Below are 24,665 nucleotides of genomic sequence, written 5' to 3'. Positions count from 1 at the left end.
CGACGATGACGAGCACCGTGAACCCCGGCACCGCCGCGACGGAAGCGGGCGTGCAGCGCGCCACCATCGCCGAGATGCTGCTCGACCGCGTCGGCGACGACCGGCTCGGCCTGCGGACCCGGGAGCAGGACTGGACGTGGGACGCCGTGGTGCGCGAGAGCGCCGCGCGTGGCGCTCTCGCGCGGTCGCTGCGCGGCGACGGCCCGTTCCACATCGGGATCCTCCTCGACAACGTCCCGGACTTCCTGTTCTGGCTCGGCGGGGCCGCGCTGGTGGGCGCGACGGTCGTCGGCATCAATCCCACGCGCGGCGCGGCGGAACTCGAGGCCGAGATCAGGTACGTGGACTGCCAGCTCATCGTCACCGACACCGCCGGGATGGCGAAGCTGCGCGGCCTCGACCTGGGCCTCGGCGAGGACCGCTTCCTGCTGATCGACGATCCCGGCTACGCGGCCCGCCTCGAGCGGGTGGAACCGGCGATCGCCGACGGCGTCGACGAGGACAGCCTGTTCCTGCTGCTGTTCACCTCCGGCACCACCGGCCGGTCCAAGGCCGTCAAGTGCTCCCAGGGCCGGTTGTCGCGGCTCGCGTACGCCAACACCGCCAAGTACGGGCACCACCGCGACGACGTGGACTACTGCTGCATGCCGCTGTTCCACGGCAACGCGCTGATGGCGCTGTGGGCGCCGGCCCTGGCCAACGGTGCGACGGTGTGCCTGACCCGCAAGTTCTCCGCGTCCGGGTTCCTGCCCGACGTGAAGTTCTTCGGCGCGACGTTCTTCACCTACGTCGGCAAGGCCCTGGCCTACCTGATGGCCACCCCCGAACAGCCCGACGACGCCGACAACCGGCTCGAGCGGGGCTTCGGCACCGAGGCCTCGCCGGAGGACAAGGCCGAGTTCGTGCGCCGGTTCGGCGCGGTGCTGTTCGAGGGGTACGGCTCGAGCGAGGGCGCCGGTTCGGTCCGGCTCGATCCGGCGGCGCCGGAGGGCGCGCTCGGCCGGCCCGCGCACGCCGGGATCGCGGTGGTGCATCCCGACACGTTCGCCGAGTGTGCCCGCGCGGTGCTCGACGAGCACGGCCGGGTGCTCAACCCGGACGAGGCGATCGGCGAGATGATCAACAAGGAGGGCGCCCGCGCCTTCGAGGGCTACTACAAGAACGACGTCGCCGACGCCGAGCGGATCCGCAACGGGTGGTACTGGACCGGCGACCTCGGCTACGTCGACGAGGCCGGCTTCATCTACTTCGCGGGCCGCAAGGGCGACTGGATCCGGGTCGACGGCGAGAACACCTCGGCGCTGATGATCGAGCGGGTCCTGCGCCGGCACCCGAAGGTCGTGACCACCGGTGTCTACGCGGTGCCGGACCCGCGGTCGGGCGATCAGGTGATGGCGGCGATCGAGGTCGCCTCGCTCACCGACTTCGACCCGGCCGAGCTCGCCGAATTCCTCACCGGCCAAGCCGATCTCGGGTCGAAGGCGATTCCCCGGTTCGTGCGGGTGTCGACGAACCTGCCGGTGACCGGCTCGAACAAGGTCCTCAAGCGCGAGCTGCAGGCGCAGCGCTGGCACACCACCGAGCCCGTGTACCGGTGGGTGGGACGCGGCGCGCCGGAGTACACCGCGATGAGCGAGGCCGACAAGGCCGCCCTGGACGAGGAATTCGCCGCACACGGCCGGCAGCGGCTGCTGAGCGTGTAGTCGATGCCCGGCACCCGCGTCGCCCTCGTCACGGGCGCCAGCCGCGGCATCGGACGCGAGACCGCCCTCGCGTTCGCCCGGGCGGGCTTCGACGTCGCCGTCACCGCCCGCACGGTCCGCGAGGGCCAGGGCGCCGTGCCGCCCCGCAGCCGCCGCGACGGCGACGAACCCATCGCCGTGCCCGGCAGCCTCGAGACCACCACCGCGGAGATCGAGGCACTGGGAGTGCGGGCGCTGCCCGTCCCGATGGACCTGCTCGACGTCGAATCGGTGCGCGGCGCGGGCCGGCGCGTCCTGGACGCGTGGGGCCGGGTCGACGTGCTGGTCGCCAACGCGTACGCGCAGACCGCGGGGAACATGGACCGGCTGCTCGACATCGACCTCGCCGACGCCGCCGCCATGATCGACGGCAACTACCTGCACCAGGTGGCGTTGATGCAGACGGTGCTGCCGGCGATGCTCGACCGCGGCAGCGGTGTGGTGATCGATCTGGTGTCCGGGTCGGCGGCGATCGACCCGCCCGCCCCACCCGGGGAGGGCGGTTGGGGCCTGTCGTACGCCGCGTCGAAGGCCGCGTTCGCCCGGATCGCCGGGATGATCAACGCCGAGTACCGGGGCCGCGGGATCCGGGCGTTCAACCTCAGCCCCGGGTTCGTCGTCACCGAGGCCGGCCGGGCCCGGGGCGGCACGCGCGCCGTCGAGGACGCCGGATTCGAGGCCGTGCCGGCGACGGTGCCCGCCGCCGCCGCGGTGTGGCTGGCGACCGCGCCCGAGGCGGACCGGCTGCTCGGCAAGGTGGTGTGGGCGCCGAAACTGATCGAGGAGACGACCGCTCGGGGAGCGGCGGCACGAGAGGACGGACGTACGTGAAGCTGGGTGTGGTGGTGCCGATCGAGCTGGGACACAGCGGGGACCCCGAGTGGATCCTCGAATTCGCGCGTGCCGCGGAGAAACTGGGGTTCGACGAGATCTCCGCCGTCGAGCACTCCGTGGTGATCGCGAACACCGGCAGCGCGTATCCGTACTCGCCGACCGGCAAGTCCCACCTGCCCGACGACTGCGACCTGCCCGACCCGCTCGAGCTGCTGTCGTTCGTCGCCGGTGCCACCACCGACCTCGGTCTCGCCACGGGCGTGCTGGTGCTGCCCAACCACCATCCGGTGGTGCTGGCCAAGCGCCTGGCCACCCTCGACCGGCTCTCCCGCGGCCGCGTCCGGATCTGCCTGGGGCTGGGCTGGATGCGGGAGGAGATCGAGGCGTGCGGCGGCGACTTCGACCGGCGCGGGAAGATCGCCGACGAGGCGATCGCGGTGATGCGCGCCCTGTGGGCCGGCACCGACCCGGCGGGAGCGGACTTCGACGGCGAGTTCTACTCCTTCCGCGGCGCCCACAGCTGGCCGAAGCCGCACCGCGAGAGCGGCGTGCCGCTGTACATCGGCGGGCACAGCGCGGCCGCCGCGCGGCGGGCCGGCCGGCTCGGCGACGGATTCCAGCCGCTCGGCCTGGCCGGGGAGGATCTCGATCGGGCGATCGGGCAGATGCGCCGCGCCGCCGAGGCGGCCGGCCGCGATCCCGGCGCCGTGGAACTGGTGCTCGGGGCGACGCTGCCGCGGCTCGACGAGGCCCGCATCGACCGGGCCCGCGCCCTCGGGGCGACGCGGATGGTGCTGTCGGCGTCGCCGAAGGCCGGGACGCTGAACCGGGTCGTCGACGAGATGGCCGCCTGTGCCGAACGCCTCGGCCGGGTCTGACCGGGCGGTTCCCGCTGGTCGAGACGGTTCGCCCGCTCGGCGGCCACGCTGACTAGCGTCCGAGGTCACAACGACATTCGGTCGCTAGGAGAATTCGCGATGGATCTGAAGGAATCCCCGGAGCAGGTCGCGCTCAGGAGGGAGCTGCGCGCCTACTTCGCGTCGCTGCTGCCGGAGGACAAGCGTCGCCGCGCCGGTGAGCAGGGAGTGGGGGGCGAGCACTTCCGCGAGGTCGTCACGCTGCTCGGCAAGGACGGCTGGCTGGGGATCGGCTGGCCCACGGAGTACGGCGGGCAGGGCCGGTCCATCGAGGAGCAGTTCGTCTTCTTCGACGAGGTGCAGCGCGCGGGCCTGCCGTTCCCGTTCGTCACCGTCAACACGGTCGGCCCGACCCTGATGAAGTACGGCACGCAGGAGCAGAAGGACCGCTTCCTGCCCGGCATCCTCTCCGGCGACATCGTCTTCGCCATCGGCTACACCGAGTCGGAGGCCGGCACCGACCTGGCGTCGCTGAAGACCCGCGCGGTGCGCGACGGCGACGAGTGGGTGGTCGACGGCAACAAGATCTTCACCTCGGGCGCCAACACGGCCGACTACGTGTGGCTGGCGTGCCGCACCGACGCCGACGCCCCCAAGCACCGCGGGATCTCGATCCTCATGGTGCCGACCGACGCGCCCGGGTTCTCGTGGTCGCCGATCCACACCGTCGGCGGCCTGTCGGTCACCGCCACCTACTACAGCGGCATCCGCGTCCCCGTCCGGGACGTGGTCGGGGAGATCAACGGCGGCTGGCCGCTGATCACCGCCCAGCTCAACCACGAGCGCATCGGCCTGGCCGCGATCGGCGGCCGCACCTACGGGCTGTGGCATCAGGTGCTGGACTGGGCGAAGGAGAACGGCGCCATCGAAATTCCCTGGGTGCAGCAGGAATTTGCCCGCACGCACGCGAAGCTCGAGGCGATGCGGCTGCTGAACTGGAAGATGACCGCCGCCGTCGCGGCCGACACCCTCTCGGGCGCGGACGCCGGTGCCACCAAGGTGTACGGCACCGAGACCCACGTCGACGTGTACCGGACGCTGCTGGGCATCCTCGGCGCGGCCGGTCGCATCCGTCCCGAATCGCCGGGCGCGGTGCTGGCCGGTCAGATCGAGCAGATCTCCCGGCAGGGCATGGTCAACACGTTCGGCGGCGGCGTCAACGAGGTCCTGCGCGACATGGTCGGCACCATGGGCCTGGGCCTCGTGCGGGAGAAGAGGGTCAAGTGAGCGAACTGCTGACCACGCTGCGGGCGTTCGAGGGGCAGACCCTGACCCCCACCACGTGGGGGCCGGACGAGGTCAACACCCCGATGATCCGGCACTGGGTCGAGACGATGGGCGACACCAGCCCGATCTACCTCGACGACGAGGCCGCCCGCGCCACCGGCCGTGACGGTGCCGTCGCCCCCGCGCTCATGACGCAGGTGTGGACGATGCGCACCTTCACCGACAAGATGGCGAACAACGACCCGTCGCAGGTGTGGACCGACCTGATCGCCACCCTGGACGCCGCCGGGTTCACCTCCGTCGTCGCCACCGACTCGGACTTCGAGTTCTTCACCGAGCTGCGCCCCGGCGACCGGGTCTCGCTCACCGAGGTGATCGAGTCGATCTCGGAGGAGAAGAGGACCGGGCTCGGTGCCGGGCACTTCGTGACCACGCTCAAGACGTACCGCAACGGCGCCGGCGAGGTCGTCGCCACCCAGCGGTGGCGCACCCTCCGTTTCCGGCCGAAGGATACGGCGCAGGCGAAGCCGAAGGGGCTGCGTCCGCGCCCGGCGCTCAACGCCGACAACGCCTTCTGGTTCGAGGCGGCGAAGGAGCACCGGCTGGTGATCCAGCGCTGCACGTCGTGCGGCACCCTGCGGCACCCGACGGGACCGATGTGCGGGCAGTGCCGCTCGCTCGACTGGGACACCGTCGACGCGTCGGGCCGCGGCACCGTCTACAGCTTCGTGGTCAACCACCACCCGCAGATTCCCGGCTTCGAGTACCCGCTCGTCGTGGCGACGATCGAACTCGAGGAGGGCACCCGCCTGATCGCGAACATGACCGGTGTCGCGCCGGACGCGGTGGAGATCGGCATGCCGGTGGAACTGGACTGGATCGACGCCGACCCGGATTTGACGCTGCCCGCGTTCCGGCCGGCCGCACGGGAGGACTCGTAGATGGATTTCAACTTCAGCGAAGAGCAGGAAGCGATTCGCGGCCTCGCCCACGAGGTCTTCACCGGCAAGGCCGGCATCGACCGGGTCAAGCAGGTCGAGCTCGGCGACGAGCGCGTCGACCGGGAGCTGTGGCGCGAACTCGCCACCACCGGTCTGCTCGGCGTCGCCCTGCCCGAGGAGCTCGGCGGCGGCGGTCTCGGATTGTCGGAGCTGTACGTGCTGCTCGAGCAGCAGGGCCGGCACGTGGCGCCCGTCCCGATCTGGCAGTCCGTGCTCGCCGCCCTGGCGGTGGTCGAGTTCGGCACCGACGCGCAGCGCACCGCGCTGGTTCCCGGCGTCGCCGACGGCAGCCGGTTCCTGACGATCGGGCTCGAGGAGTTCGGCCCGTACGTCGACGGCGCTCCGGCGACCACCGCGACCGAGACCGGCGGCGGGTGGCACCTGACCGGCGCCAAGGCCGCCGTCCCGGTCACCCACGTCGCGGAGCGCGCGATCGTGTCGGCGACGACGCCGGCCGGTGCCGCGCTGTTCGTCGTCGACCTCGCCGGTGACGGTGTCACCGTGGAGCAGACGCAGTCCACCACGTGGGAGATCTGCGGCAACGTCACGTTCGACGCGGCGCCCGCCGAGCTGCTCGGCCCCGCCGACGGCACCGCGGTGCAGTGGTTGCTCGACCGCGTCGAGCTCGCGCTCGCCGCCCTGCAGCTCGGTGTCGGTGCCGGGGCGGTCGAGCAGGCCGTCACCTACCTCAACGGACGCATGCAGTTCGGGCGTCCGCTTGCGACGTTCCAGGCGGTGGGCCATCAGCTCGCCGACTGCTACATCGACCTCGAGGCCATGCGGGTGACGCTGTGGCAGGCGGCCTGGCTGCTCACCGAGGGCGCGGACCCGGGCACGTCGGTGCTCGTCGCCAAGTGGTGGGCCACCGACGGCGGTCAGCGCGTCGTGCACCGCACGACGCACGTGCACGGCGGAATGGGCGTCGACACCGACTATCCGGTGCATCGGCACCTGTTGTGGGGCAAGCAGATCGGTGCCACGCTCGGTGGCTCCGCGTCGGATCTGGCGCGGCTCGGTGCCCAGCTCGCCGCCGGGGTCGAGGTGGTGGCATGACCGCCACCGTGTCCACGGACCGCAGCTACGACGACATCGAGATCGACGAGGTGCTGCCCGAACTCGCGATCCCGCTCACCCGCACCCTGATCGTCGCGACCGCCCTCGCGACCCGCGACTTCCAGGACGTCCACCACGATCCCGAACTCGCCCGCGAGCGCGGATCGAAGGACGTGTTCATGAACATCCTCACCAGCAACGGCCTGGTGGGCCGGTTCGTCACGGACTGGGCCGGTCCGTGCGCCGTGGTGCGGCGGGTGAAGATCCGCCTGGGCGCACCGAACTACCCCGGCGACACCATGACGATGACCGGTGAGGTGGTCGGCAAGTCCGACGGGCTCGTCGAGGTCCGCGTCCGCGGCGCCAACAGCCTCGGCGACCATGCCACCGGCACCGTCACGATCGCCTTCACCGACCGGCCGGGAGGAACCCGATGACCACCCCGCTCTCCGGTGCCGCCGCGATCGTCGGCATCGGCGCCACCGAGTTCTCCAAGAGGTCCGGCCGCTCCGAGCTGCAGCTCGCGTGCGAGGCGATCGTCGCGGCGCTGGCCGACGCCGGCATCGACCCGTCCGAGGTCGACGGCCTGGCCACCTACACGATGGAGACCAACGGCGAGATCCTCGTCGCCCGCAACTGCGGACTCGGGGAACTGAAGTTCTTCTCCCGCATCGGGTACGGCGGCGGGGCGGCCTGCGCGACCGTGCAGCAGGCCGCGATGGCCGTCGCGACGGGCGTCGCCGAGGTCGTCGTGGTCTACCGTGCGTTCAACGAACGTTCCGGGGTCCGGTTCGGTCTCGGCCAGCACGACCGGCCGATGGATTCGACCGCCGACCGCGCGGCCTACGCGTGGCTGACCCCGCAGGGACTGGCGACTCCCGCCCAGTGGGTCGCGATGTTCGCCCGCCGGTACATGCACCAGTACGGTGCCACGAGCGAGGATTTCGGCCGGGTCGCCGTCGTCGCCCGCAAGCACGCCGCGAACAACCCCGCGGCGTGGTTCTACGGCAAGCCCATCACGCTCGAGGACCACCAGAACTCGCGGTGGATCGCCGAGCCGCTGCACCTGCTCGACTGCTGCCAGGAAACCGACGGCGGGCAGGCGCTCGTCGTCGTCTCCGCCGAGCGGGCCCGGGACCTGCGGCACACACCGGTCCTGGTCAAGGGCGCCGCGCAGGGCTCCGGCAAGGACCAGCACATGATGACCAGCTACTACCGTCCGGACATCTCCGGCATCCCGGAGATGGGTCTGGTCGGCCGCCAGCTCTACGCGCAGAGCGGCCTGAGCCCGGACGAGATCGACGCCGCGATCCTCTACGACCACTTCACCCCGCTGGTGCTGCCGCAGCTAGAGGAACTCGGCTTCTGCCGCCCCGGCGAGGCGAAGGACTTCATCCGCGAGGGCAATCTCGAGCTCGGCGGCCGGTTGCCGTCCAACACCCACGGCGGGCAGGTCGGCGAGGCGTATCTGCACGGCGTCAACGGCATCGCCGAGGCGGTGCGCCTGCTGCGCGGTACCTCCACCAACCAACCCGACGGCGTCGAGAACGTGCTGGTGACGGCGGGAACCGCGGTTCCCACCTCCGGCCTGATCCTCGGCGCGGCCTGAACCCGGAAGGACACGACATGACGGCAGTGGAGCAGAAGGCCGGTGCGTGGCGCGGCGCCGACCTGGGCACCCGCACGGTGAGTTACGACGAGCGCGACGCGATCCTGTACGCGCTCGCCGTCGGCGCCCAGCCGGCCACCGACCTGGACCTGGTGCTCGAGGACCGGCTGCGGGTGCTGCCGACGTTCGCGCTGACCCTCGCCCAGTGGGCGCCGGACGAGCTGGGCTCGCGGGGCGCGTTCGACACCGGCACCGCGCTGCACGGCTCGCAGGAGCTGACCGTGCTGGCTCCGCTGCCGCGCCGCGGCGAGGTGGAGCTGCGGGCGTCGGTGGGTGAGGTGTGGGACAAGGGCGCCGCGGCCGTGTTCGAGGTCCGGGTCGAGTGCGAGTACTTCGTCGCGACCTGGTCGATCTTCGCGCCCGGCGCGGGTGGGTTCGGCGGCGAGCGCGGCCCGTCGAAGCCGGCGGCCCCGCAGGGCGAGCCGGAGCTGACCGCGCCTCTGGTCACCGCCGCCAACCAGGCCGCGCTCTACCGGCTCACCGGCGACCGGCACCACATCCACATCGACCCGGAGGCGGCCGCGCGGATCGGGCAACCGCGTCCGATCATGCACGGGCTGTGCACGCTCGCGGCGGCGACGTTGCCGCTGGCGCGGCTCGTCGGTGCGCATCCGGCGGATCTCACCGCGCTGCAGGGCCGCTTCGCGGCGCCGGTGTTCCCCGGCGACGTCGCCGAGTTGCGGGCCTGGGGTGGACGCGACGACGTGGCGTTCGAGGTGGTCGGGGACGGACGGGCCGTGATCTCGGGGGCGCGGGCGTCGTTCGCGTGACGTGGGATCGGTGCCCGGCATCCGGGCACCGATCCGCGCGGTCACTTCCCGTGCAGGGCCATGTACCGGGCCGGGAACTCGCCGCCGCCGTGGACGGCGAGGTCGGCGCCGTTGACGTAGGCCGCCAGGTCGCTGCCGAGGAACAGGCAGGCCCGGGCGATGTCCGACGGGACCGCCATCCGCTCCATCGGCAGGGTCCGGGTCACGGCGGCGCCGCCGTCGTCGCCGTACACCGACGCGGCGGCCTCGGTGCGGATCAGGCCGGTGGTGATGTGGTTGACGCGCACCTTCGGGGCCCATTCGAGGGCGAGAGCCTTCGTCAGGCCCAGCAGGCCGGCCTTGGCGGCGGTGTAGGCGGCGGTGCCGGGCTGCGGGTCGTGCGCCGAGACGCTGCCGATGTTGACGATCGCGCCGCCCTCGGGCTGTTCCTGCATCACCCGGTTGGCGGCCTGCGCGGCGTAGAACGGGGCGAGCAGGTTCAGTGCGACGATCTTCTCCACGAAGCGCGGGGAGACGGTGGCGGCGTCGGCGTCCGGCGACCCGCCGGCGTTGTTGACGAGCACGTCGAGCCGGCCGAACCGGGCGACGGTGTCGTCGACGAGGCCGGCCACGTCGGCCGGGTTGCGCACGTCGACGGCCCGGAACGCGGCGCTGCGGCCGTCGACCGCGGGCAGCGTCTCGGGTTCGTTGCGGGCGCAGACCAGGACGTCGGCGCCGGCGGCGAGGAAGTGCTCGGCGACGACGAAGCCGATGCCCTTGGTGCCGCCGGTGACGATCACGGCGCGCCCGGTGTGGTCGGCAGGATTGGGAAGGTGCACGTGGCTACCTTTCTGCGAGTTCGGAGCGGTTCGAGACTGCTTGCCGTCCGACGCTTTTCGCGGGCGACGGTGGAAACCGACATAGACAAGCAAGTGCTTGGTCAAGGATAGTGGACGGGGAGCCTGGGACGCACCAGGACTTCCGAAGTGGCGAGAGAACCGGAGCAGGACACATGAGCAAGCTGGACGGCAAGGTCGCGCTCATCACGGGCGCGGGGCAGGGGATCGGCCGGGGCATCGCCCTCGCCCTCGCCAAGGAGGGCGTGCGGATCGCGGCGGCGGGCCGCACCGAATCCAAGGTGATCTCGACGGCCGAGGCGATCGAGGAGCTCGGCGGCAAGGCACTCGCCGTGCGCTGCGACGTCAGCAACCCCGACGACGTCGACGCGGCGGTCCAGCGCACCGTCGAGCACTTCGGCGGCGTGGACATCCTGGTCAACAACGCCAACGACTGCCGGCCCGGACCGCTGCTGTCGTTCACCGACGACGAGTTCGAGCGGTCCTTCGCCACCGGACCGCTCGCGACGCTGCGGCTCATGCGGGCCTGCTACCCGGTGATGAAGGAACGCGGGGGTGGATCGATCGTCAACCTCGTCACCTCGGCGGCGGTCCGGTGGGACGCGAGCAACTACGGCGTCTACGGATCGATCAAGGAGGGCATGCGGTCGCTGACCCGTGCCGCGGCGTGCGAGTGGGGCGTCGACGGCATCCGCGTCAACGCCATCGCCCCCCACGCCCTGTCGCCGGGACTCGAGCGGTGGATGGAACGCAACCCCGAGGAGGCCGAGGAGTTCCGCGCCGGAATCCCCCTGCGTCGCATCGGCGACCCCGAGACCGACATCGGCCGGGCCGTCGTCTTCCTCGTCGGCGAGGACGCCGGCTACCTCACCGGCGCGACCATCCCCCTCGACGGCGGTCAGTCCCGCTGGGGCTGACGCCCCCGGTGCGTCCTTTGGGCTGCCCTGGCCGCCCAAAGGACGCACCCGCGCCGGAGGCGCCTATCCGGTTACCCGGCCCGCGTTGCCGGCGTCGACCGGCAGCACGGTGCCGCTGATGTGGGTGCTCGCCTCGGCGGCGAAGAACAGCACCACGCGGGTGATCTCCTCGGGATCGAGCCACGGCACCGGCTGTGCGTGCAGGCTCTGGAAGACCGGCGCCACGTCGTCGGCGCCGGGGTGCTCGAGGTCCGGGCGCATCAGGCCGTAGAGGAAGTCGTTGTGGATCATCGGCGTCGAGATGTTCCCGGGGGCGATCGCGTTCACCGTGATCCCGTGCGGAGCCAGATCCAGCGCGGCGCTCTTGGTCAGGCCGATCACGCCCCACTTCGACGCGCTGTACGCCGCCATGTTGGTGTTGCCCGCGCGCCCGAGCATCGACGAGATCGTCACGATCCGGCCGTACCCGCGCTCCACCATGCCGGGTGCCACCGACCCGACCGTGTTGAACACCCCGGTCAGGTTCGATCCGATCGCCTCGGCCCACTGTGCCTCGGTCATCGACTGGATCGGGGCGGCGACCGACACTCCGGCGTTCGCCACCGCGATGTCGATCCGGCCGAACTCCGCGTGCGCCCGCGCGACGAGTTCGTCCATCGCCGGGCGGTCCGCGGTGTCCAGCTTCGCGGTGAGGCACCGGCGCCCGGTCGCGCGCACCGCCTCCGCGGTCTCCTCCAGGTCGGCCTCGGTGGCCAGCGGGTACGGCACCACCGGGCTGTCGGCACACCGGTCGCACAGCACGATGTCGGCGCCGCGCTCGGCCAGCGCCACCGCGTGGCTGCGTCCCTGCCCGCGTGCCCCGCCCGTGATCAGCGCGACCCGGCCTTCGAATTCACTCATCGATTCACTCCTCCTACTCGGTCAGCAGGTCGATGCTGCTGCCCCGGGAGGGCGGCGACACTCCGGCGATCCCGCTCAGCGGGAGGAGGGCAGGTCGGGGGTCCTCACGCGACGGCCGCGACGGGCACGGACGCAGCGCCCATGCCCGACGGTGCGTAACCGGGCCGGTACGACGGTTGCGACCGGTTCCCCGAGACGAGTACCGCGACGACGACGAACGCGACCGCCAGCAGCACGGCCAGCACGCCGACGACCGTCCACAGATCCGGCCGCCACGCGCGCCCGCGGGGCTCGTCGCCGTAGGTGAGCCGTTTGACGCGTCGGACCTCGGCGCCGGAGGCCGGGACCCGCGCCGCGGAGTGCGACGCCGGCGCCGCGGCCGGCTCGCCCGGGACGAGCACCTTGGCGATGGGCTGGGTGGACGCGAGAGGGTCCACCGACTCGGGATTGTGCATGGTCGTCCGTTCTCCACAGGTGTCGACTGTCCGCAGTTGCCGACGGCCGTAGATCGACAAACCCGGCACGCCCGTTACGGTGAAATTCGCCACGCCCTCAGGTGGTCCATGCGAAACGGAACCGCTCCGCGAGTTCGGCGGGTGGCCGCGCGCGGTACTCGCCGTACTCGTAGCTCTTCACCGCGAGCAGCGCCTCGCGCAGCGACGGCCCGAACAGGTCACCGGCGAGCCGCGACGAGGCGAGGGCCGCGAGCAGGTCGTCGGGGCTCGTGGGAAGGAGGTCGACCCCGAGCGCGGCGCGTTCGGCGTCGGTCAGCCGGACGGGATCGACCGGGACCTCCGCCGGCAGCGGCAGTGCACCGACGAGGCCGGCGTGCGCGGCCCCGAGGATCGCCGCGCAGGCGAGGTACGGGTTCGCCGACGGATCCACCGGCTTGACCTCGAGATGCGCGCCGTGCGGATTCCCAGGCGTGAGGGCGCACAGCCGCACCGCGGCCTCGCGGTTCTCGAGTCCCCAGCAGCACCAGGCGCCCGCCCACATGCCCGGCCGCAGCCGCAGGTGCGAAAGCACGGACCCGGTGAGGACGGCGCCGAGGCCGGGGAGGGCGCGCAGGATGCCGGCGACGACGCTGCCGCCCGCGTCCGTCATCCCGTGCGGGCCGGCGCCACCGGACAGCAGCGGCCGCCCGTCCCGGGTGAAGGACACGTGGACGTGGGCGCCGTTGCCCGACCCGCCGGCGACGGGCACGGGCGAGAACGACGCGCGCATCCCGTGGGCGCGCGCGGTGCGACCGATCAGGATGCGCGCGAGAACGAGGTCGTCGGCCGAGCCGACCGGGTCGGTGGGGGACAGGGACAGTTCGAACTGCTGCGCGCCCGCCTCGGCGTGGATCTGCTCGATCCCCAGTCCGGCGCCTGCGGCGGCACGCAGCAGGTCGGCGACGAACTCGTCCTGCCCGAGGACGGCGCCGAGTCCGTACGCGGCCCACTCGTCGTGCCCGCCGACGAGCGTGAACTCCACCTCGTGCCCGATCCGGGCCTGCACCCCGATCCCGGCGAGGGCGTCGACGACGCGCTCGAGCACCCCGCGGGTGCACAGCGACGACCGTGTCCCGTCCTGGTCGTACAGGCCGGCAGGAGCCCATCGGATCCCGTCGCCGATACGCCGGAGCCGGTCGCGGTCGATCCGCAGCCGCAGATCACCCGTCACCGACAGCGACGGTGTGAACGCCAGGTGGTCGTCGACGCAGAACACCGCCCAGCTCGGCGACGCCCCCGCACCGACCTCGACGAACCACGAAAGCATGTGCGCGGGAAAAGCTTTGGCGCGCGAGATCCCGGTCGAGTCGACGATCGAACCGACGATCCGATCCGCCGCCCCGGTATCGAGCCGTTCCTCCGTCACAGGAAACCTCCCGCACGCGCCGTGGGCCGTCCCGAGGACACAGTAGAGGGGGGACGGGTCACGGGGGCCGTCTTCGCCGACACCGGACAGCGCCGGCGACGACCGTCGCGGTCGGTGCTCGGAGACGCAGTGGATGTCGCCCCGCGGTGGAAGGGCGGCCCTCTTCGTCGCGCACCGTCGCCGGGGTCCGCCGTCCGGACGAGCGCCGAGCCCGCGCGGTGTCCGCTGAGAGGGACGCTCGTTGACACGGCCACGGCTGCCTGCGGAATGTAAGTGGGGTCACATTCACTCAGTCGGGAGGGCTGCTCGCCATGACCGTTTCGGAAACCTCGACCGGGTCGGCCAAAGCGCCCCGGGATCCGTTCGCCCCCGCGACGTTGGGCCCTGTCCGGCTCCGCAACCGCATCGTCAAGGCCGCGACATCGGAGGGGCGTTCACCCGAAGGTCTGGTCACCGACGATCTGATCGACTTCCACCTCGGCTTCGTCCGCGGTGGGGTGGGCATGACGACGGTCGCGTACTGCTGTGTGGCTCCCGAGGGCGCCAGCGCGCCCGGTCAGATACTGATGAACCGGCAGGCGCTTCCCGGCCTGCGGAAGCTGACGGATGCCGTCCACGAGGCCGGTGGCGCAATCTCCGCTCAACTCGGCCACGCCGGTGTGGTGGCCTCGAAGAAGATCACAGGCGTCACCGCGATGGCACCGAGCCGGGTGATCAACCCTTCGTCTTTCGAGTACTGCCGCGAAATCGATCGAGCCGAGATCGAGAAGGTCGTCGATCAATTCGGTGAGGCGTCCGCCGTCGCGGCCGAGGCCGGGTTCGATGCGATCGAACTGCACTTCGGCCATCTGTATCTGCCGAGCTCGTTTCTCAGTCCGCTTCTGAACCGCAGGAAGGACGAGTACGGGGGCAGCATCGACAATCGCTCCCGCTTCGTCCGTGAGATCGCCCGACGGGTGCGGGAGGTGGTCGGCACGCGAGTGGCTGTCACCGCGAAGATGAGCATGGACGACGGGATCCGCGGCAGCATCTGGCTCACCGAGTCCCTTCGCACAGCGCAATTGCTCGACCAGGACCGCAACCTCGATGCGCTCGAGCTGACGCAGGGCTCGTCCTTCTTCAAGCAGATGTACCTGTTCCGCGGCGACGTGCCTGTCGACGAGTTCGCGTCGGTCGTGAAGGAACCCTTCAGGACGGGTGTGCGCCTGTTCGGCAAACGGGCGCTGGGTTCGTATCCCTACGAGGATCTGTACATGCTCGAGTCCGCTCGCCAGTTCGTTCCCGTCATGGAGCACACCGCGCTGATCCTCCTGGGCGGGATCAACAACTACGACCACATCACCACCGGAATGCGGGAGGGGTTCGACTTCGTCGCCATGGGGCGCGCGCTGCTGCGGGAGCCGGATCTGATCGAGCGCATCCGCGCGGACCACACGGTGACCGGACGGTGCAACCACAACAACAAGTGCATGTACACCGTCTACGGCCGTACCCACTGTGTGCTCGTCCCCGATGAGCGCCCGGGGAACGTGGCGATCACGGGTCCGACGCCCTTCACCGCGTCCCGTACGGCCGCACGGTAGCGAACCACCGACCCGGCCCGGGAATCTGCTCCGGGCGCTGTTCAACGGACGGGCCGGCGGTGCCGGCGCGGCGGCACCGCCGGACCCGTCACCGCGGTTGGTGCTGGGTGATGCAGTGGATGCCGCCCCCGCGGCGGAAGAGCGGCCGGGCGTCCACTCCCACGACGCGCCGGCCCGGATACGCGGCCGCCAGGATCTCCGCGGCCTCGTCGTCGGCGGGGTCGCCGAAGCGGCAGGCGATCACCCCGCCGTTGACGACGTAGTGGTTGATGTAGCTGTAGTCCACCCAGCCCTCGTCGTCGCGCACCGTGGCCGGGGCCGGCACCCGGACGATGCACCACGGCTCGCCGCGGACGTCGGTCGTGTGCTGCAGCCGGTCGACGATCTGGGCGGTGACGTGGAAGTCCGGGTGGTCCCGGTCGCGCTGGTCGTGGACGAGGACCACACCCGGGGACGCGATCGCGGCGACGATGTCGACGTGCCCGCGGGTGCCGTAGCGTTCCTGGTCCCGCGTCAGCCCGCGCGGCAGCCAGATCGCGCAGGTCGCGCCGAGGGTGCGCCGCAGTTCCGCTTCGACCGCGGCCTTGTCCAGGTGCGGGTTGCGCCCGGGGTCGAGCTGGACGGTCTCGGTGAGCAGGACGGTGCCGAGACCGTCGACCTGGATGCCGCCGCCCTCGTTGACCAGCATCGAGGCGACGCGCTCGACGCCGGCGCGCTCGAGCACGAACGACGCGATCCGGGCGTCGTGGTCCCAGCGGGCCCAGTCCTGGGCGCCCCACCCGTTGAACACCCAGTCGACCCCGCCGCGGCGGCCGTCGTCGTCGAGGACGAAGGTCGGCCCGATGTCGCGCATCCAGGCGTCGTTCAGCGGGGCCTCGATCAGTTCGACGTCGCGGGACAGGTATCGGCGCGCCGCGTCGACCTGGCCGGGATCGGCCACCACCGTGACGGGTTCGAACTCGGCGACGGCATGCGCGACCGCGGCCCACGTGGCGCGGGCCTCGTGGTGCTCCTCCGCGGTGTCGCCCAGCGAGTATCCCTCGGTGGGGAAGGCCATCCACGTGCGCTCGTGCGGTTCGCCCTCCGCGGGCATGCGCCAGCTCATCGCGTGGCCCCGAAGGGGGCGTGCGCATCCACCGGCGCGGTCAGCGAGCCGTAGGTGTCCGGGCGGCGCGTGGTCAGGAACGGGAACAGCGACAACCAGTCCCGGCGCTGCGCGAGGTCGAGATCGGCTACCAGCACGGCGGATTCGTCGCGCGGTGCCTGCACCAGGATGCGGCCGTACGGATCGGAGACGAACGAGGAGCCGTAGAAGGTCACGGCTCCCTCGCAGCCGTACCGGTTCGGCACGATCATGAACGTGCCGTTGGCGATGCCGTTTCCGACGATCACCTGCTGCCACAGCGGACGGGTGTCGAACTCGGGATGGTCGGGTTCGGAACCGATCGCCGTCGGGTAGACGAGGATCTCGGCCCCGGCGAGCGAGTACGCGCGCGCCACCTCCGGGAACCACTCGTCCCAGCAGGTCGGCATGCCGATGCGGGCGCCGTCGAGGCCGTCGGGGGTGTGGACGGGATACGGGTCGGTGGCCGGTCCGCCCCGGAAGTAGGTGTCCTCGTGATATCCGGCGGTCACGGGGATGTGCAGCTTCCGGGTGCGGGCCACCGGCTCGCCGGCCGGGGAGACGAGGACGGCGGTGTTGTAGCCGAGTCCGTCGGAGCCGTCGGCGCGTTCGTAGAGGGAAGCGTGCACGAACACGCCGTGGGCGGAGGCGGCGGCCGCGGCGAAGGCGACGGTCGGGCCGGTCCGCAGGTCTTCGGCGGTCCGGGCGGCGTCGGTGCCGCCGGGTGTGTCGGCCGGGTAGCGGCTGAGGGTGAGTTCGGGCAGGAACACGACGCGTGCGCCCAGGCCGGCGGCGGTGGCGATGCCCTCGGTGAGTTCGGCGCGCAACGCCCGTTCGTCGTCGTGCCAGCGGTGCTGGACCAGTCCGACGCGCAGCGGCGGCCGATCGGGGGTGTCCACTCGGCACAGCGAGTCGGGCGGCGTGGTGGCGGTGATGGTGAGCATGGGGTCCTCGGGAATCGGTCCGGGGGATAAAACGAATGTGATTCGTTAAGTATGGTGGACGAGCGCGTTCCGGGCAAGAGCCCACGACGATTTCGAGGAGTGTCCGTATGCCACGACCGCCCACGCGGCTGCTCTCGCCCGAGATCATCACGGACGCCGCCATCCGGATGGTGGACACCGCGGGCGACTTCACCATGCCCGGACTGGCCGAACGGCTGAAGGTGCGGCCGTCGTCGCTGTACAACCACGTGTCCGGGCGCGCCGAGATCGTCGAGGCCATGCGGGCCCGCATCATGTCCACCATCGCCGTGGGCGCCCCGGCCGGCGACTGGTCCGAGACCGTCGCCGCCCTCGCCCGCGAGTACCGTCGCGCCTACGCCGCGCATCCGCGGCTGATCCCGCTGTTCACCGCGCAGACCGTGCAGTCGCCGGTCGCGTTCGGGCTGTACAACGCTCTGGCACAGGCATTCACCGATGCCGGGTTCACCCCGGCGCAGGTGCTGCATGCCGTCACGACGGTGGACAGCTTCGTTCTCGGCTCGGCGCTCGACCTCGCCGCGCCCGAGGTGGTGTGGGCGAACGTCCCCGAGACCGGGGACGCGATGCGCGCCGCGCTGCAGACCGCGGGCCCCAATCCGCAACGGGCCGATGCCGCCTTCGAATTCGGCCTGCGCGCACTGGTGGCCGGCCTGGTCGCACAGACGCCGGCCGGGCGCTGAGCGGCCCGGCCGGCGGTGATCGGTGCGGTCCGAGGTCAACCGCGGTCGGTGGAGAGCACGTCCGTCTCACCGGTGAGCGCGGCGGTGCTGCGCGTGAGGGTCTCCCCGCGGAAGAACTGCGGGTTGCGGGCCCGCATCACCAGCATCAGGACCGCACCGAGCAGCAGGATCCCGAAGCCGAGGAAGAACACCAGTCCGATGCCGCCGATCTCGGCGCCGCTGCCGTTGTCGGGATTCATGCTCTCGCCCACGGAGATCGCGAAGACGGCGGCGAGCATGATCCCGCCCGAGAGGGGGAAGGCGAAGCGGAACACGGCGTTGCGGGCGCTGGTGAACAGCCGTCCCCGGAAGTACCAGACGCACGCGAACGCGGTGATCCCGTAGTACCAGCAGATCATGATCCCCAGCGCCGCAATGGTGTCGAGCAGGGTCCGTTCCGACAGGAACGTCACGCCGGCGTAGAACACCGCGGTGACGACCCCCGCGACGACCGTCGCGTACGAGGGCACCAGGAAGCGGGGGTGCACCGCCGCCAGCCGGCGCGGGAACGCGCCGTAGGCGCCCATGGCGAGCATCGTCCGCGCCGCGGGCAGGAAGGTGGTCTGCAGGCTCGCCACCGACGAGACGAAGATCGCGAGGAAGAGCAGCAGGCCGCCCCACTGACCCAGGACGGGATCGGCGAGGGCGCCGAAGATGTTCTCGGAGTTGTCGGGATTGCCCAGCCCGAGACCCGTCGTACCGACGCCGGCGTACATCATCGCCGCGACCGACACCAGCAGGTAGGTCAGCAGGATCGTGGCCACGCACAGCAACCCGGCCCGGCCCGGGGTCTTCTTCGGGTCGCGGGACTCCTCCCCGAGGGTCAGGCACGTGTCCCATCCCCAGAACGCGAAGATCGAGCCGGTCACGCCGATCACGAAGGCGCCGAGTGCGAGTCCGTGGAACGGGTCGAACCAGGAGGCGTCGAGCGAGAGCCCGGCGGGCGCGTCGCCCGCGCCGACGTGCACGAGCGCGGCGACCGCGAACGCGAGCAGAAGCACCATCTGGAAGCCGACGAGCGCGTACTGGACGCGCTCGCTGGTGGTGATGCCGCGGCTCGCGATCCACGTCGCGATCGCGATGAACACCAGGGTCGTGCCGACGTTGACGAGCTTGTTCCCGGGCAGATCCGCGAGCGCGGCGTCTCCGGTGATCCGCGCCAGGAACAGGTAGAAGAACTGGACGGCGATCGCGGCCAGGTTGGACAGCACGATGATCGTCGCGATCACCATGCCCCAGCCGCACATCCACCCCACGTACGGGCCGAAGGCTTTCGTCGACCACGTGAACGACGCTCCGCAGTCCGGTGATTCGGAGTTGAGTTCGCGGTAGGCGTACGCGGTGAGGAACATCGGGACGAACCCGGCGATGAAGATCGCCGGCATCTTCAGTCCCACGGCCGCGACGATCAGGCCGATGCTCGCGGTCAGCGTGTAACCCGGCGCGACGGACGAGATGCCCAGGACGGCACCGCCGAAGGTGCCGATCCGGCCGGCGGCCAGGCCCTTCGAGACGACACCGTCGGTGGGTGCGGCCATCGGGGGGACCTCCCGGATCTCGGTGGTGGGAAGCGAATTCGTCATGACGGGTCTACTCACTGTTCTCGAACTCGTGCTTGGGAACGACGATCATGGGCACCGGAACGACCCGCAGCATCTTCGCTGCCGTCGAACCCAGGAAGAGCCGGTGCGGTTGGGCGAGCCGGCTGGAGCCGACCATCACGACGTCGCCGTCGTGCCATTCGAGCTTCGCCACCGCCGATTCGACGGTGTCCCCGTCCGCGACGAGCGACCGGACCGGGTAGTCGCCGGGAAGCTCGGCGCGGGCGGTGTCCAGAAGGGTGCGCGCGTGGGCCCGCGCCGACTCGAGGGCGAGTTCGTGCGACTTGCGCACGTCGCGGCCGAGACCGTGCGGATCGAGGGCGACGAGCGAGGCGAGCCGCAGCGGCGTGCGCATCCGCTCGCAGGCGCGTACCGCGGTCCTGAGCAGGACGTCCGCTCCGGTGCGGGTGCCGAGTGCGCACGTGACCTCGTGGACGCGGGGCGCGGCCGAGTGTCGGAATCCGCGCGGTGCCAGGGCCAGCGGCACGGGCGCGGAATGCAGCAGCTCGGACGACACCGTGCCGATGGAGTGCCGGCCGAGGAGCCCGTCGCCCGCGGCCCCGAGAACGACGGCGCGCGCACCGAGCCGGGCGACCTCGTCGAGCAGGCCCTGCGCGAAGGATTCGTGGAAGCTCAGGTGCGTGTGCGCCCGCACGTCGTCGGGCACCGTGGCCGCCGCCTGGGCGAGCCATGCTTCGCCCGTGCCGGCGAGGACGTCCTCGTACCCGGGTTCGGCGGGCACCCGGGAGGGCACCGGGCGGTCCGGGGGCAGGACCATACAGATGTCGAGTTCGGCGCCCAGGCTGCGGGCGAGCTGGACGCCGAGCGCCAGCCCGTCCGCGCCGCTGGGGGTGGCGAGGTATCCGACAACCAGTCTCATGGGATTCCGATCCGGTAGGGGAAGCCGGCGGGAGGGTGCCGCCGGCTTCCGGCAACGGCGCGGTCGGGCCGCGGCAGGTCAGTCGTGGGTGCTCATCACGTGCTTGATGCGGGTGTAGTCCTCGACGCTGTAGGTGGAGAGGTCCTTGCCGTAGCCGGACTGCTTGAACCCGCCGTGCGGCATCTCCGCGACGAGCGGGATGTGGCAGTTGATCCACACCGCGCCGAAGTCGAGCGTGGCGGACAGCCGCTGGGTGCGCCCGTGGTCGCGGGTCCACACGCTCGCGGCGAGCCCGTAGCGGACGTCGTTGGCCAGCGCGACGGCCTCGTCCTCGGTGGCGAAGGACTGCACCGTCAGGACCGGGCCGAACGTCTCGTCCTGCACGATGGGGTCGTGCTGGCCCACGCCGGTGACGATCGTCGGTTCGAAGAAGAAGCCCTTCTCGCCGGCGCGCCGGCCGCCGGTGACGATCGTCGCCGAGGCGGGCAGGGCGGCGATCTTGTCGGTGACGCGCTGGAAGTGCGCGGCGTTGTTGAGCGGGCCGTAGAAGGCGTCCGAGTCGTCGGGGCGGCCCGGGCGCAGCAGCTCGGCCTGCCGCGCCAGCGCGTCGACGAGGTCGTCGTGGATCGACTCGTGGACCAGTACCCGGGTGGCGGCCGTGCAGTCCTGGCCGCCGTTGAAGAAGGCGGCCGCCGCGACGGCTTCGGCGGTCTTCGGCACGTCGGCGTCGTCGAAGACCAGGACGGGGGCCTTGCCGCCGAGTTCGAGGTGCGCGCGCTTGAGCTGCCGGGCCGCGGAGACCGCCACCTCGGTGCCTGCGCGGACCGAAGCGGTGATCGACACCAGGCCGAGCGCGGGATGCTCGACGAGGGCGGCCCCGGTGGCGGCGTTGCCGAGCACGACGTTGAAGACGCCGTCGGGCAGGATGCCCCGGGTCAGGCGGGCGAGCACCAGCGTGCTGTCGGGGGTGGTGTCGCTGGGCTTGAGGACGATGGTGTTGCCGGCCGCGAGCGCGGGTCCGATCTTCCACAGCGCCATCATCAGCGGGTAGTTCCAGGGCGTGACCTGACCGACCACGCCGATCGGCTCGCGCCGCACGTAGGAGGTGTGGCCCTCCATGTACTCGCCGGCCGCCTTGCCCTCGAGCATGCGGGCCGCGCCGGCGAAGAAGCGCAGCTGGTCCGCGCCGACCTTGACCTCCTCGTCGGCGATCATGGACTTCGGCTGGCCGGTGTTGCGGCACTCCGCCTCGACGAGTTCGTCGCAGTGCTCCTCGAGGGCGTCGGCGAGCTTCAGCAGCGCCGTCTGGCGTTCCTTGGGGGTGGTCCTGCCCCAGGTGCGGAACGCGCGCTGCGCGGCCGCCACCGCGGCGTCGACGTCGGCGGCGGTCGACACCGGGATCGAGCCCACGAGGGATTCGTCGACCGGGTCGATCAGCGGCAGGGATTCGGTGGCCGTCGAGGGCACGAATGCGCCGTCGATGTAGTTCTCGCGGAGAGCGGTCATGGCTGGGTTCCTCTCGGAGGCCTGCCCGGCCGGGGCAGGGACTCTGGTGATCAGTGTGGGCCGCACCGACGGTGCCGGGCCAGGGATCCGGCGGCCGGATCGGGTGCGAAAGGTTCGGAGGGCGGCGGCGCTGCCGGAGGGCGGCGCCGCCGGGACCGGAATGCTCACCTCGTCGTGAGCGGGTCGGACGCCGAGACGGGCGCCGAGCGAGCGTGAAAACTGTTGTGAAACCGGATCTTCGGATCTGCCGGGGGAAGGGCGGGGCGGTCAGTGCGCCGGGGCGCCGGCCGCCGCGGTCGCGCGGGAGCCGAGGGCGTCGAGAATGCGCCGGGCCGTGTCCTCGCCCATGCGCACGGCGCCGTCGACGTGCTGGTAGCCCTCGGCGGCCAGGTCGGACGACGAGAAGAGGATCGGTCCGACGGGTGTGAGCTGGTCCTTGCCGTAGCGGTGCAGGCCGCCGAGATCGTAGCTCGCCGCGTAGGCCCCGCGGGTCCACTCCTCGGAGCCCCAGTCGGATTCGTAGTAGACCACCGGGTTCTGGGCCTTCTCGCCGAGATAACCGGCCATGGACGAGAGGATCGCGGCCTTGCGTTCCGCGGCGGAGAGTTCGAAGACGGCGTCGGCCTTCTCGTCCGCCACGAACGCCACCAGGGTGCCCCGCGGATCCTCGAAATTGGTGTTGTCGTAGATCTCCTGGACGAGCGCTCCGGCGCCGAAGCACGTGCCGGACAGGCCCTCCTCGCGCCAGAACGGCGTGTCGTACACGGCGTGCACCTTGATGACGAGCCCGAGGGACTGGTGCTGGTGCATCTGGTGCTGGCGGCGCGGCAGCGGCGGGACGTAGGAGATGCGGGAGTACAGGTTCGGCGGCACGGCCAGCACGGCGAACCGGGCGTCGACGGCGACCCCGTCGGCCACCGCGCGCACGCGCCCCGGCGCCCCGGCCTCCGCGCCCTCGGACCAGTGCAGGGTCCGCACCGGATTTCCGAGAAACACGTCGTCGCCGAGCCTTTCGGCCAGCCGCTCCGACACCTGCTGCATACCGCCGACGACGCGCTTGTCGAGGATGAAGTCCTCGTCCACGAGGTTGCTGAACGAACCCGCGGATGCCGCCATGAGGATCGCCTGCAGCGCGGAGAACGCGTGGGCCGGCTTGGTGAGCATGCCCCCGGCGATGAACAACCCGATGTTGGCGCACGCTTCCTCGTCGTCCGAGTTGGCCCGGAGCCAGTGGTGGAAGGAGACGGTGTCGAGTTCCCGCGCCCGCGGATGCGCCCACGGCTCGTGGGGGCCGATCTCGGCGGCGAGCGCGTCGAGCAGCGCGATCAGCTTGTCCATCTCGACGCGGGTGTGCTCGGAGGTCGGGAACGTGTCGCCGCGGTACCGGACGGGCCGGCCCTCGGCGTCGAGGTAGATGTTCTCGCCGTCGCGGTAGCGGGCGAAGGTGCGCAGACCCAGTTCGTCGAGGAGGGCGATCAGGGCGGTCTGGTCGGGGGACACCCACTGACCGCCGATCTCGAGCATCGCTCCGTCGATCGTGTCGGTCCAGGTGCGGCCGCCGACGCGGTCGCGGGCTTCGAGGACGGCGACCCGCAGGCCCGCCTGTCGCAGGCGGTAGGCGGCGGTCAGGCCGGACGGTCCCGCCCCGACGACGACGACGTCACGCTCGATGGATTGCATGGGATTCCCCTTCGAGAAAATGAACGACATTCATATGTGTCGCATCACACTGTAACCTCATCGAGGCGCGAGGAGAAGACCCTCGCGGCAATTCGTGGCCGGAAATCGTGAGACGGAGGGGGAGCGGCGTGGGAGAGGGGACGCACCGGCGCGCCGGCCGGCCGTCGACGAAAGTGCTGTCTCGGCAAGCGATCACCGACGCCGCACTCGACGTGATCGAACACGGCGGCTACGACGCCTTCACCGTCGCCAAGCTCGCCCGCGCCCTCGGGGTGGCCCCGTCCGCCCTGTACAACCACGTGCGCTCGAAGCAGGACGTCCTGCTGTGGGTGCAGGAAGATCTCATGACCAAGGTCGACGTCAGCGGGTTCGGCACCGAGCCGTGGGCCGTGGCGACACGGCGCTGGGCCCTGTCCTACCGGGACGTGTTCGCCCGGCACGCGCCGCTGGTCCCGGTGATCGCCGTGATGCCCGTCGCGGGCGCGCCCCGCACCCTCGCGGTCTACGAGGCGGTGGCCGCGGGCTTCGCCGAGGCCGGGTGGCCGATCGGGACCATCGTGCCGGTCGTCGTCGCGCTGGAGTCGTTCATCTTCGGCTCCGCGCTCGACGCCAACGCCCCGGCCGACATCTTCGACACCGCCGACCTCGCCGGCGTCAGCCCGGTGTTCACCGCGGCGATCGACGCGTTCGCCGGCTCGGGCGGCGACTACACCCCGGACGCCGGTTTCGACGCCGGCCTCGACGCGATGATCGCCGGACTCGAGGCGCGCCTGGATCGGCTCCGGAATGACTGAGTCCCAATAGGATACGGCTCGGCCCGGGAGCGCGACGTGCCGCGCTCCCGGACCGAGCCGGTATTCGGAT

Annotated in this window: 23 protein-coding genes; 13 read left to right on the top strand and 10 right to left on the bottom strand. The window is 71.4% G+C overall.

Going from position 1 to position 24,665, the window contains the following annotated elements; all coding sequences use genetic code 11:
- The first annotated feature begins 5 nt into the window (after positions 1–5).
- The 9 genes from casI (at position 6) to RR3_RS20320 (ending at position 9,213) form a co-directional block, all read left to right on the top strand.
- A complete protein-coding gene (gene casI, locus RR3_RS20360; protein WP_064065770.1) occupies positions 6–1,703 on the top strand; it encodes a steroid-22-oyl-CoA synthetase in 1,698 nt (565 codons plus the stop codon).
- Positions 1,704–1,706: 3 nt separating this feature from the next.
- Positions 1,707–2,573 carry an SDR family NAD(P)-dependent oxidoreductase gene (locus RR3_RS20355; protein WP_017679878.1) on the top strand — a complete coding sequence of 289 codons (867 nt, stop codon included), beginning with the start codon at positions 1,707–1,709 and terminating at the stop codon, positions 2,571–2,573.
- Complete coding sequence (locus RR3_RS20350) at positions 2,570–3,454, top strand: LLM class F420-dependent oxidoreductase (protein ID WP_040270158.1); 885 nt, start codon at positions 2,570–2,572, stop codon at positions 3,452–3,454. The genes RR3_RS20355 and RR3_RS20350 overlap by 4 nt, the downstream gene beginning before the upstream one ends.
- A gap of 99 nt (positions 3,455–3,553) precedes the next feature.
- Positions 3,554–4,720, top strand: a complete 1,167-nt coding sequence (locus RR3_RS20345) for an acyl-CoA dehydrogenase family protein (protein ID WP_064065693.1) — start codon at positions 3,554–3,556, stop codon at positions 4,718–4,720.
- Positions 4,717–5,661: a bifunctional MaoC family dehydratase N-terminal/OB-fold nucleic acid binding domain-containing protein gene (locus tag RR3_RS20340; protein ID WP_064065694.1), complete on the top strand. Its 945-nt coding sequence runs from the start codon at positions 4,717–4,719 to the stop codon at positions 5,659–5,661. Before RR3_RS20345 ends, RR3_RS20340 begins: the two co-directional genes overlap by 4 nt.
- Positions 5,662–6,774, top strand: a complete 1,113-nt coding sequence (locus RR3_RS20335) for an acyl-CoA dehydrogenase family protein (protein ID WP_017679882.1) — start codon at positions 5,662–5,664, stop codon at positions 6,772–6,774.
- Entirely contained in the window at positions 6,771–7,211 is a 441-nt protein-coding gene (locus RR3_RS20330; protein WP_064065695.1) for a MaoC family dehydratase, read from the top strand. Before RR3_RS20335 ends, RR3_RS20330 begins: the two co-directional genes overlap by 4 nt.
- Positions 7,208–8,383: a lipid-transfer protein gene (locus RR3_RS20325; RefSeq protein WP_059174959.1), complete on the top strand. Its 1,176-nt coding sequence runs from the start codon at positions 7,208–7,210 to the stop codon at positions 8,381–8,383. Before RR3_RS20330 ends, RR3_RS20325 begins: the two co-directional genes overlap by 4 nt.
- 17 nt (positions 8,384–8,400) lie before the next feature.
- Complete coding sequence (locus tag RR3_RS20320; RefSeq protein WP_010596060.1) at positions 8,401–9,213, top strand: MaoC/PaaZ C-terminal domain-containing protein; 813 nt, start codon at positions 8,401–8,403, stop codon at positions 9,211–9,213.
- Between the two features lie 41 nt (positions 9,214–9,254).
- On the opposite strand, the gene RR3_RS20315 is transcribed toward RR3_RS20320, so the two are convergent.
- Positions 9,255–10,031: an SDR family oxidoreductase gene (locus tag RR3_RS20315; protein WP_010596059.1), complete on the bottom strand. Its 777-nt coding sequence runs from the start codon at positions 10,029–10,031 to the stop codon at positions 9,255–9,257.
- Positions 10,032–10,204: 173 nt separating this feature from the next.
- Here RR3_RS20315 and RR3_RS20310 point away from each other — a divergent pair, with 173 nt between their 5' ends.
- The gene (locus tag RR3_RS20310) at positions 10,205–10,966 is read left to right on the top strand and encodes an SDR family NAD(P)-dependent oxidoreductase (protein WP_010596058.1); all 762 of its coding nucleotides are present in this window, start codon (positions 10,205–10,207) and stop codon (positions 10,964–10,966) included.
- Positions 10,967–11,029: 63 nt separating this feature from the next.
- Here RR3_RS20310 and RR3_RS20305 read toward each other — a convergent pair whose 3' ends face one another.
- The 3 genes from RR3_RS20305 to RR3_RS20295 all read right to left on the bottom strand — a co-directional run bounded on the left by RR3_RS20305 (position 11,030) and on the right by RR3_RS20295 (position 13,726).
- Complete coding sequence (locus tag RR3_RS20305; protein ID WP_064065696.1) at positions 11,030–11,866, bottom strand: mycofactocin-coupled SDR family oxidoreductase; 837 nt, start codon at positions 11,864–11,866, stop codon at positions 11,030–11,032.
- Between the two features lie 104 nt (positions 11,867–11,970).
- The gene (locus RR3_RS20300; protein ID WP_048773250.1) at positions 11,971–12,321 is read right to left on the bottom strand and encodes a hypothetical protein; all 351 of its coding nucleotides are present in this window, start codon (positions 12,319–12,321) and stop codon (positions 11,971–11,973) included.
- 97 nt (positions 12,322–12,418) lie between these two features.
- Positions 12,419–13,726 carry a type I glutamate--ammonia ligase gene (locus RR3_RS20295; protein WP_064065697.1) on the bottom strand — a complete coding sequence of 436 codons (1,308 nt, stop codon included), beginning with the start codon at positions 13,724–13,726 and terminating at the stop codon, positions 12,419–12,421.
- Between the two features lie 311 nt (positions 13,727–14,037).
- Here RR3_RS20295 and RR3_RS20290 point away from each other — a divergent pair, with 311 nt between their 5' ends.
- Positions 14,038–15,309: an NADH:flavin oxidoreductase gene (locus RR3_RS20290; RefSeq protein ID WP_064065698.1), complete on the top strand. Its 1,272-nt coding sequence runs from the start codon at positions 14,038–14,040 to the stop codon at positions 15,307–15,309.
- Between the two features lie 88 nt (positions 15,310–15,397).
- Here the strand turns inward: RR3_RS20290 and RR3_RS20285 are convergent, their stop codons facing one another.
- Entirely contained in the window at positions 15,398–16,414 is a 1,017-nt protein-coding gene (locus tag RR3_RS20285) for an agmatine deiminase family protein (RefSeq protein WP_017679887.1), read from the bottom strand.
- Positions 16,411–17,376: a nitrilase-related carbon-nitrogen hydrolase gene (locus tag RR3_RS20280; RefSeq protein ID WP_017679888.1), complete on the bottom strand. Its 966-nt coding sequence runs from the start codon at positions 17,374–17,376 to the stop codon at positions 16,411–16,413. Before RR3_RS20280 ends, RR3_RS20285 begins: the two co-directional genes overlap by 4 nt.
- A gap of 107 nt (positions 17,377–17,483) precedes the next feature.
- On the opposite strand from RR3_RS20280, the gene RR3_RS20275 reads away from it, so the two are divergent.
- The gene (locus RR3_RS20275) at positions 17,484–18,095 is read left to right on the top strand and encodes a TetR/AcrR family transcriptional regulator C-terminal domain-containing protein (RefSeq protein WP_017679889.1); all 612 of its coding nucleotides are present in this window, start codon (positions 17,484–17,486) and stop codon (positions 18,093–18,095) included.
- Between the two features lie 35 nt (positions 18,096–18,130).
- Here the strand turns inward: RR3_RS20275 and RR3_RS20270 are convergent, their stop codons facing one another.
- The 4 genes from RR3_RS20270 to RR3_RS20255 form a co-directional block, all read right to left on the bottom strand.
- Entirely contained in the window at positions 18,131–19,672 is a 1,542-nt protein-coding gene (locus tag RR3_RS20270; RefSeq protein WP_304563469.1) for an APC family permease, read from the bottom strand.
- Between the two features lie 52 nt (positions 19,673–19,724).
- Positions 19,725–20,615: a universal stress protein gene (locus RR3_RS20265; RefSeq protein ID WP_064065699.1), complete on the bottom strand. Its 891-nt coding sequence runs from the start codon at positions 20,613–20,615 to the stop codon at positions 19,725–19,727.
- Between the two features lie 78 nt (positions 20,616–20,693).
- Positions 20,694–22,121: a gamma-aminobutyraldehyde dehydrogenase gene (locus RR3_RS20260; protein ID WP_064065700.1), complete on the bottom strand. Its 1,428-nt coding sequence runs from the start codon at positions 22,119–22,121 to the stop codon at positions 20,694–20,696.
- A 267-nt stretch (positions 22,122–22,388) separates the two neighbouring features.
- A complete protein-coding gene (locus RR3_RS20255; RefSeq protein WP_040270364.1) occupies positions 22,389–23,801 on the bottom strand; it encodes a flavin monoamine oxidase family protein in 1,413 nt (470 codons plus the stop codon).
- Between the two features lie 173 nt (positions 23,802–23,974).
- Here RR3_RS20255 and RR3_RS20250 point away from each other — a divergent pair, with 173 nt between their 5' ends.
- Complete coding sequence (locus RR3_RS20250) at positions 23,975–24,595, top strand: TetR family transcriptional regulator (protein ID WP_017679894.1); 621 nt, start codon at positions 23,975–23,977, stop codon at positions 24,593–24,595.
- Positions 24,596–24,665: the final 70 nt, after the last annotated feature.

The organism is Rhodococcus ruber NBRC 15591 (assembly GCF_001894945.1).
GTDB lineage: Bacteria > Actinomycetota > Actinomycetes > Mycobacteriales > Mycobacteriaceae > Rhodococcus > Rhodococcus ruber.
The sequence above is the reverse complement of the archived record's forward strand: the minus strand, read 5'-3'. Positions and strand labels throughout refer to the sequence as shown.

What these genes read in the sequence shown, in the direction of transcription:
- casI (WP_064065770.1), top strand. Translation starts at nt 6, where the DNA reads ATGACGAGCACCGTGAACCCCGGCACCGCCGCGACGGAAGCGGGCGTG.
- RR3_RS20355 (WP_017679878.1), top strand. Translation starts at nt 1,707, where the DNA reads ATGCCCGGCACCCGCGTCGCCCTCGTCACGGGCGCCAGCCGCGGCATC.
- RR3_RS20345 (WP_064065693.1), top strand. Translation starts at nt 3,554, where the DNA reads ATGGATCTGAAGGAATCCCCGGAGCAGGTCGCGCTCAGGAGGGAGCTG.
- RR3_RS20335 (WP_017679882.1), top strand. Translation starts at nt 5,662, where the DNA reads ATGGATTTCAACTTCAGCGAAGAGCAGGAAGCGATTCGCGGCCTCGCC.
- RR3_RS20330 (WP_064065695.1), top strand. Translation starts at nt 6,771, where the DNA reads ATGACCGCCACCGTGTCCACGGACCGCAGCTACGACGACATCGAGATC.
- RR3_RS20325 (WP_059174959.1), top strand. Translation starts at nt 7,208, where the DNA reads ATGACCACCCCGCTCTCCGGTGCCGCCGCGATCGTCGGCATCGGCGCC.
- RR3_RS20320 (WP_010596060.1), top strand. Translation starts at nt 8,401, where the DNA reads ATGACGGCAGTGGAGCAGAAGGCCGGTGCGTGGCGCGGCGCCGACCTG.
- RR3_RS20310 (WP_010596058.1), top strand. Translation starts at nt 10,205, where the DNA reads ATGAGCAAGCTGGACGGCAAGGTCGCGCTCATCACGGGCGCGGGGCAG.
- RR3_RS20305 (WP_064065696.1), bottom strand. Translation starts at nt 11,866, where the DNA reads ATGAGTGAATTCGAAGGCCGGGTCGCGCTGATCACGGGCGGGGCACGC.
- RR3_RS20300 (WP_048773250.1), bottom strand. Translation starts at nt 12,321, where the DNA reads ATGCACAATCCCGAGTCGGTGGACCCTCTCGCGTCCACCCAGCCCATC.
- RR3_RS20290 (WP_064065698.1), top strand. Translation starts at nt 14,038, where the DNA reads ATGACCGTTTCGGAAACCTCGACCGGGTCGGCCAAAGCGCCCCGGGAT.
- RR3_RS20285 (WP_017679887.1), bottom strand. Translation starts at nt 16,414, where the DNA reads ATGAGCTGGCGCATGCCCGCGGAGGGCGAACCGCACGAGCGCACGTGG.
- RR3_RS20280 (WP_017679888.1), bottom strand. Translation starts at nt 17,376, where the DNA reads ATGCTCACCATCACCGCCACCACGCCGCCCGACTCGCTGTGCCGAGTG.
- RR3_RS20275 (WP_017679889.1), top strand. Translation starts at nt 17,484, where the DNA reads ATGCCACGACCGCCCACGCGGCTGCTCTCGCCCGAGATCATCACGGAC.
- RR3_RS20270 (WP_304563469.1), bottom strand. Translation starts at nt 19,672, where the DNA reads ATGGCCGCACCCACCGACGGTGTCGTCTCGAAGGGCCTGGCCGCCGGC.
- RR3_RS20265 (WP_064065699.1), bottom strand. Translation starts at nt 20,615, where the DNA reads ATGAGACTGGTTGTCGGATACCTCGCCACCCCCAGCGGCGCGGACGGG.
- RR3_RS20260 (WP_064065700.1), bottom strand. Translation starts at nt 22,121, where the DNA reads ATGACCGCTCTCCGCGAGAACTACATCGACGGCGCATTCGTGCCCTCG.
- RR3_RS20255 (WP_040270364.1), bottom strand. Translation starts at nt 23,801, where the DNA reads ATGCAATCCATCGAGCGTGACGTCGTCGTCGTCGGGGCGGGACCGTCC.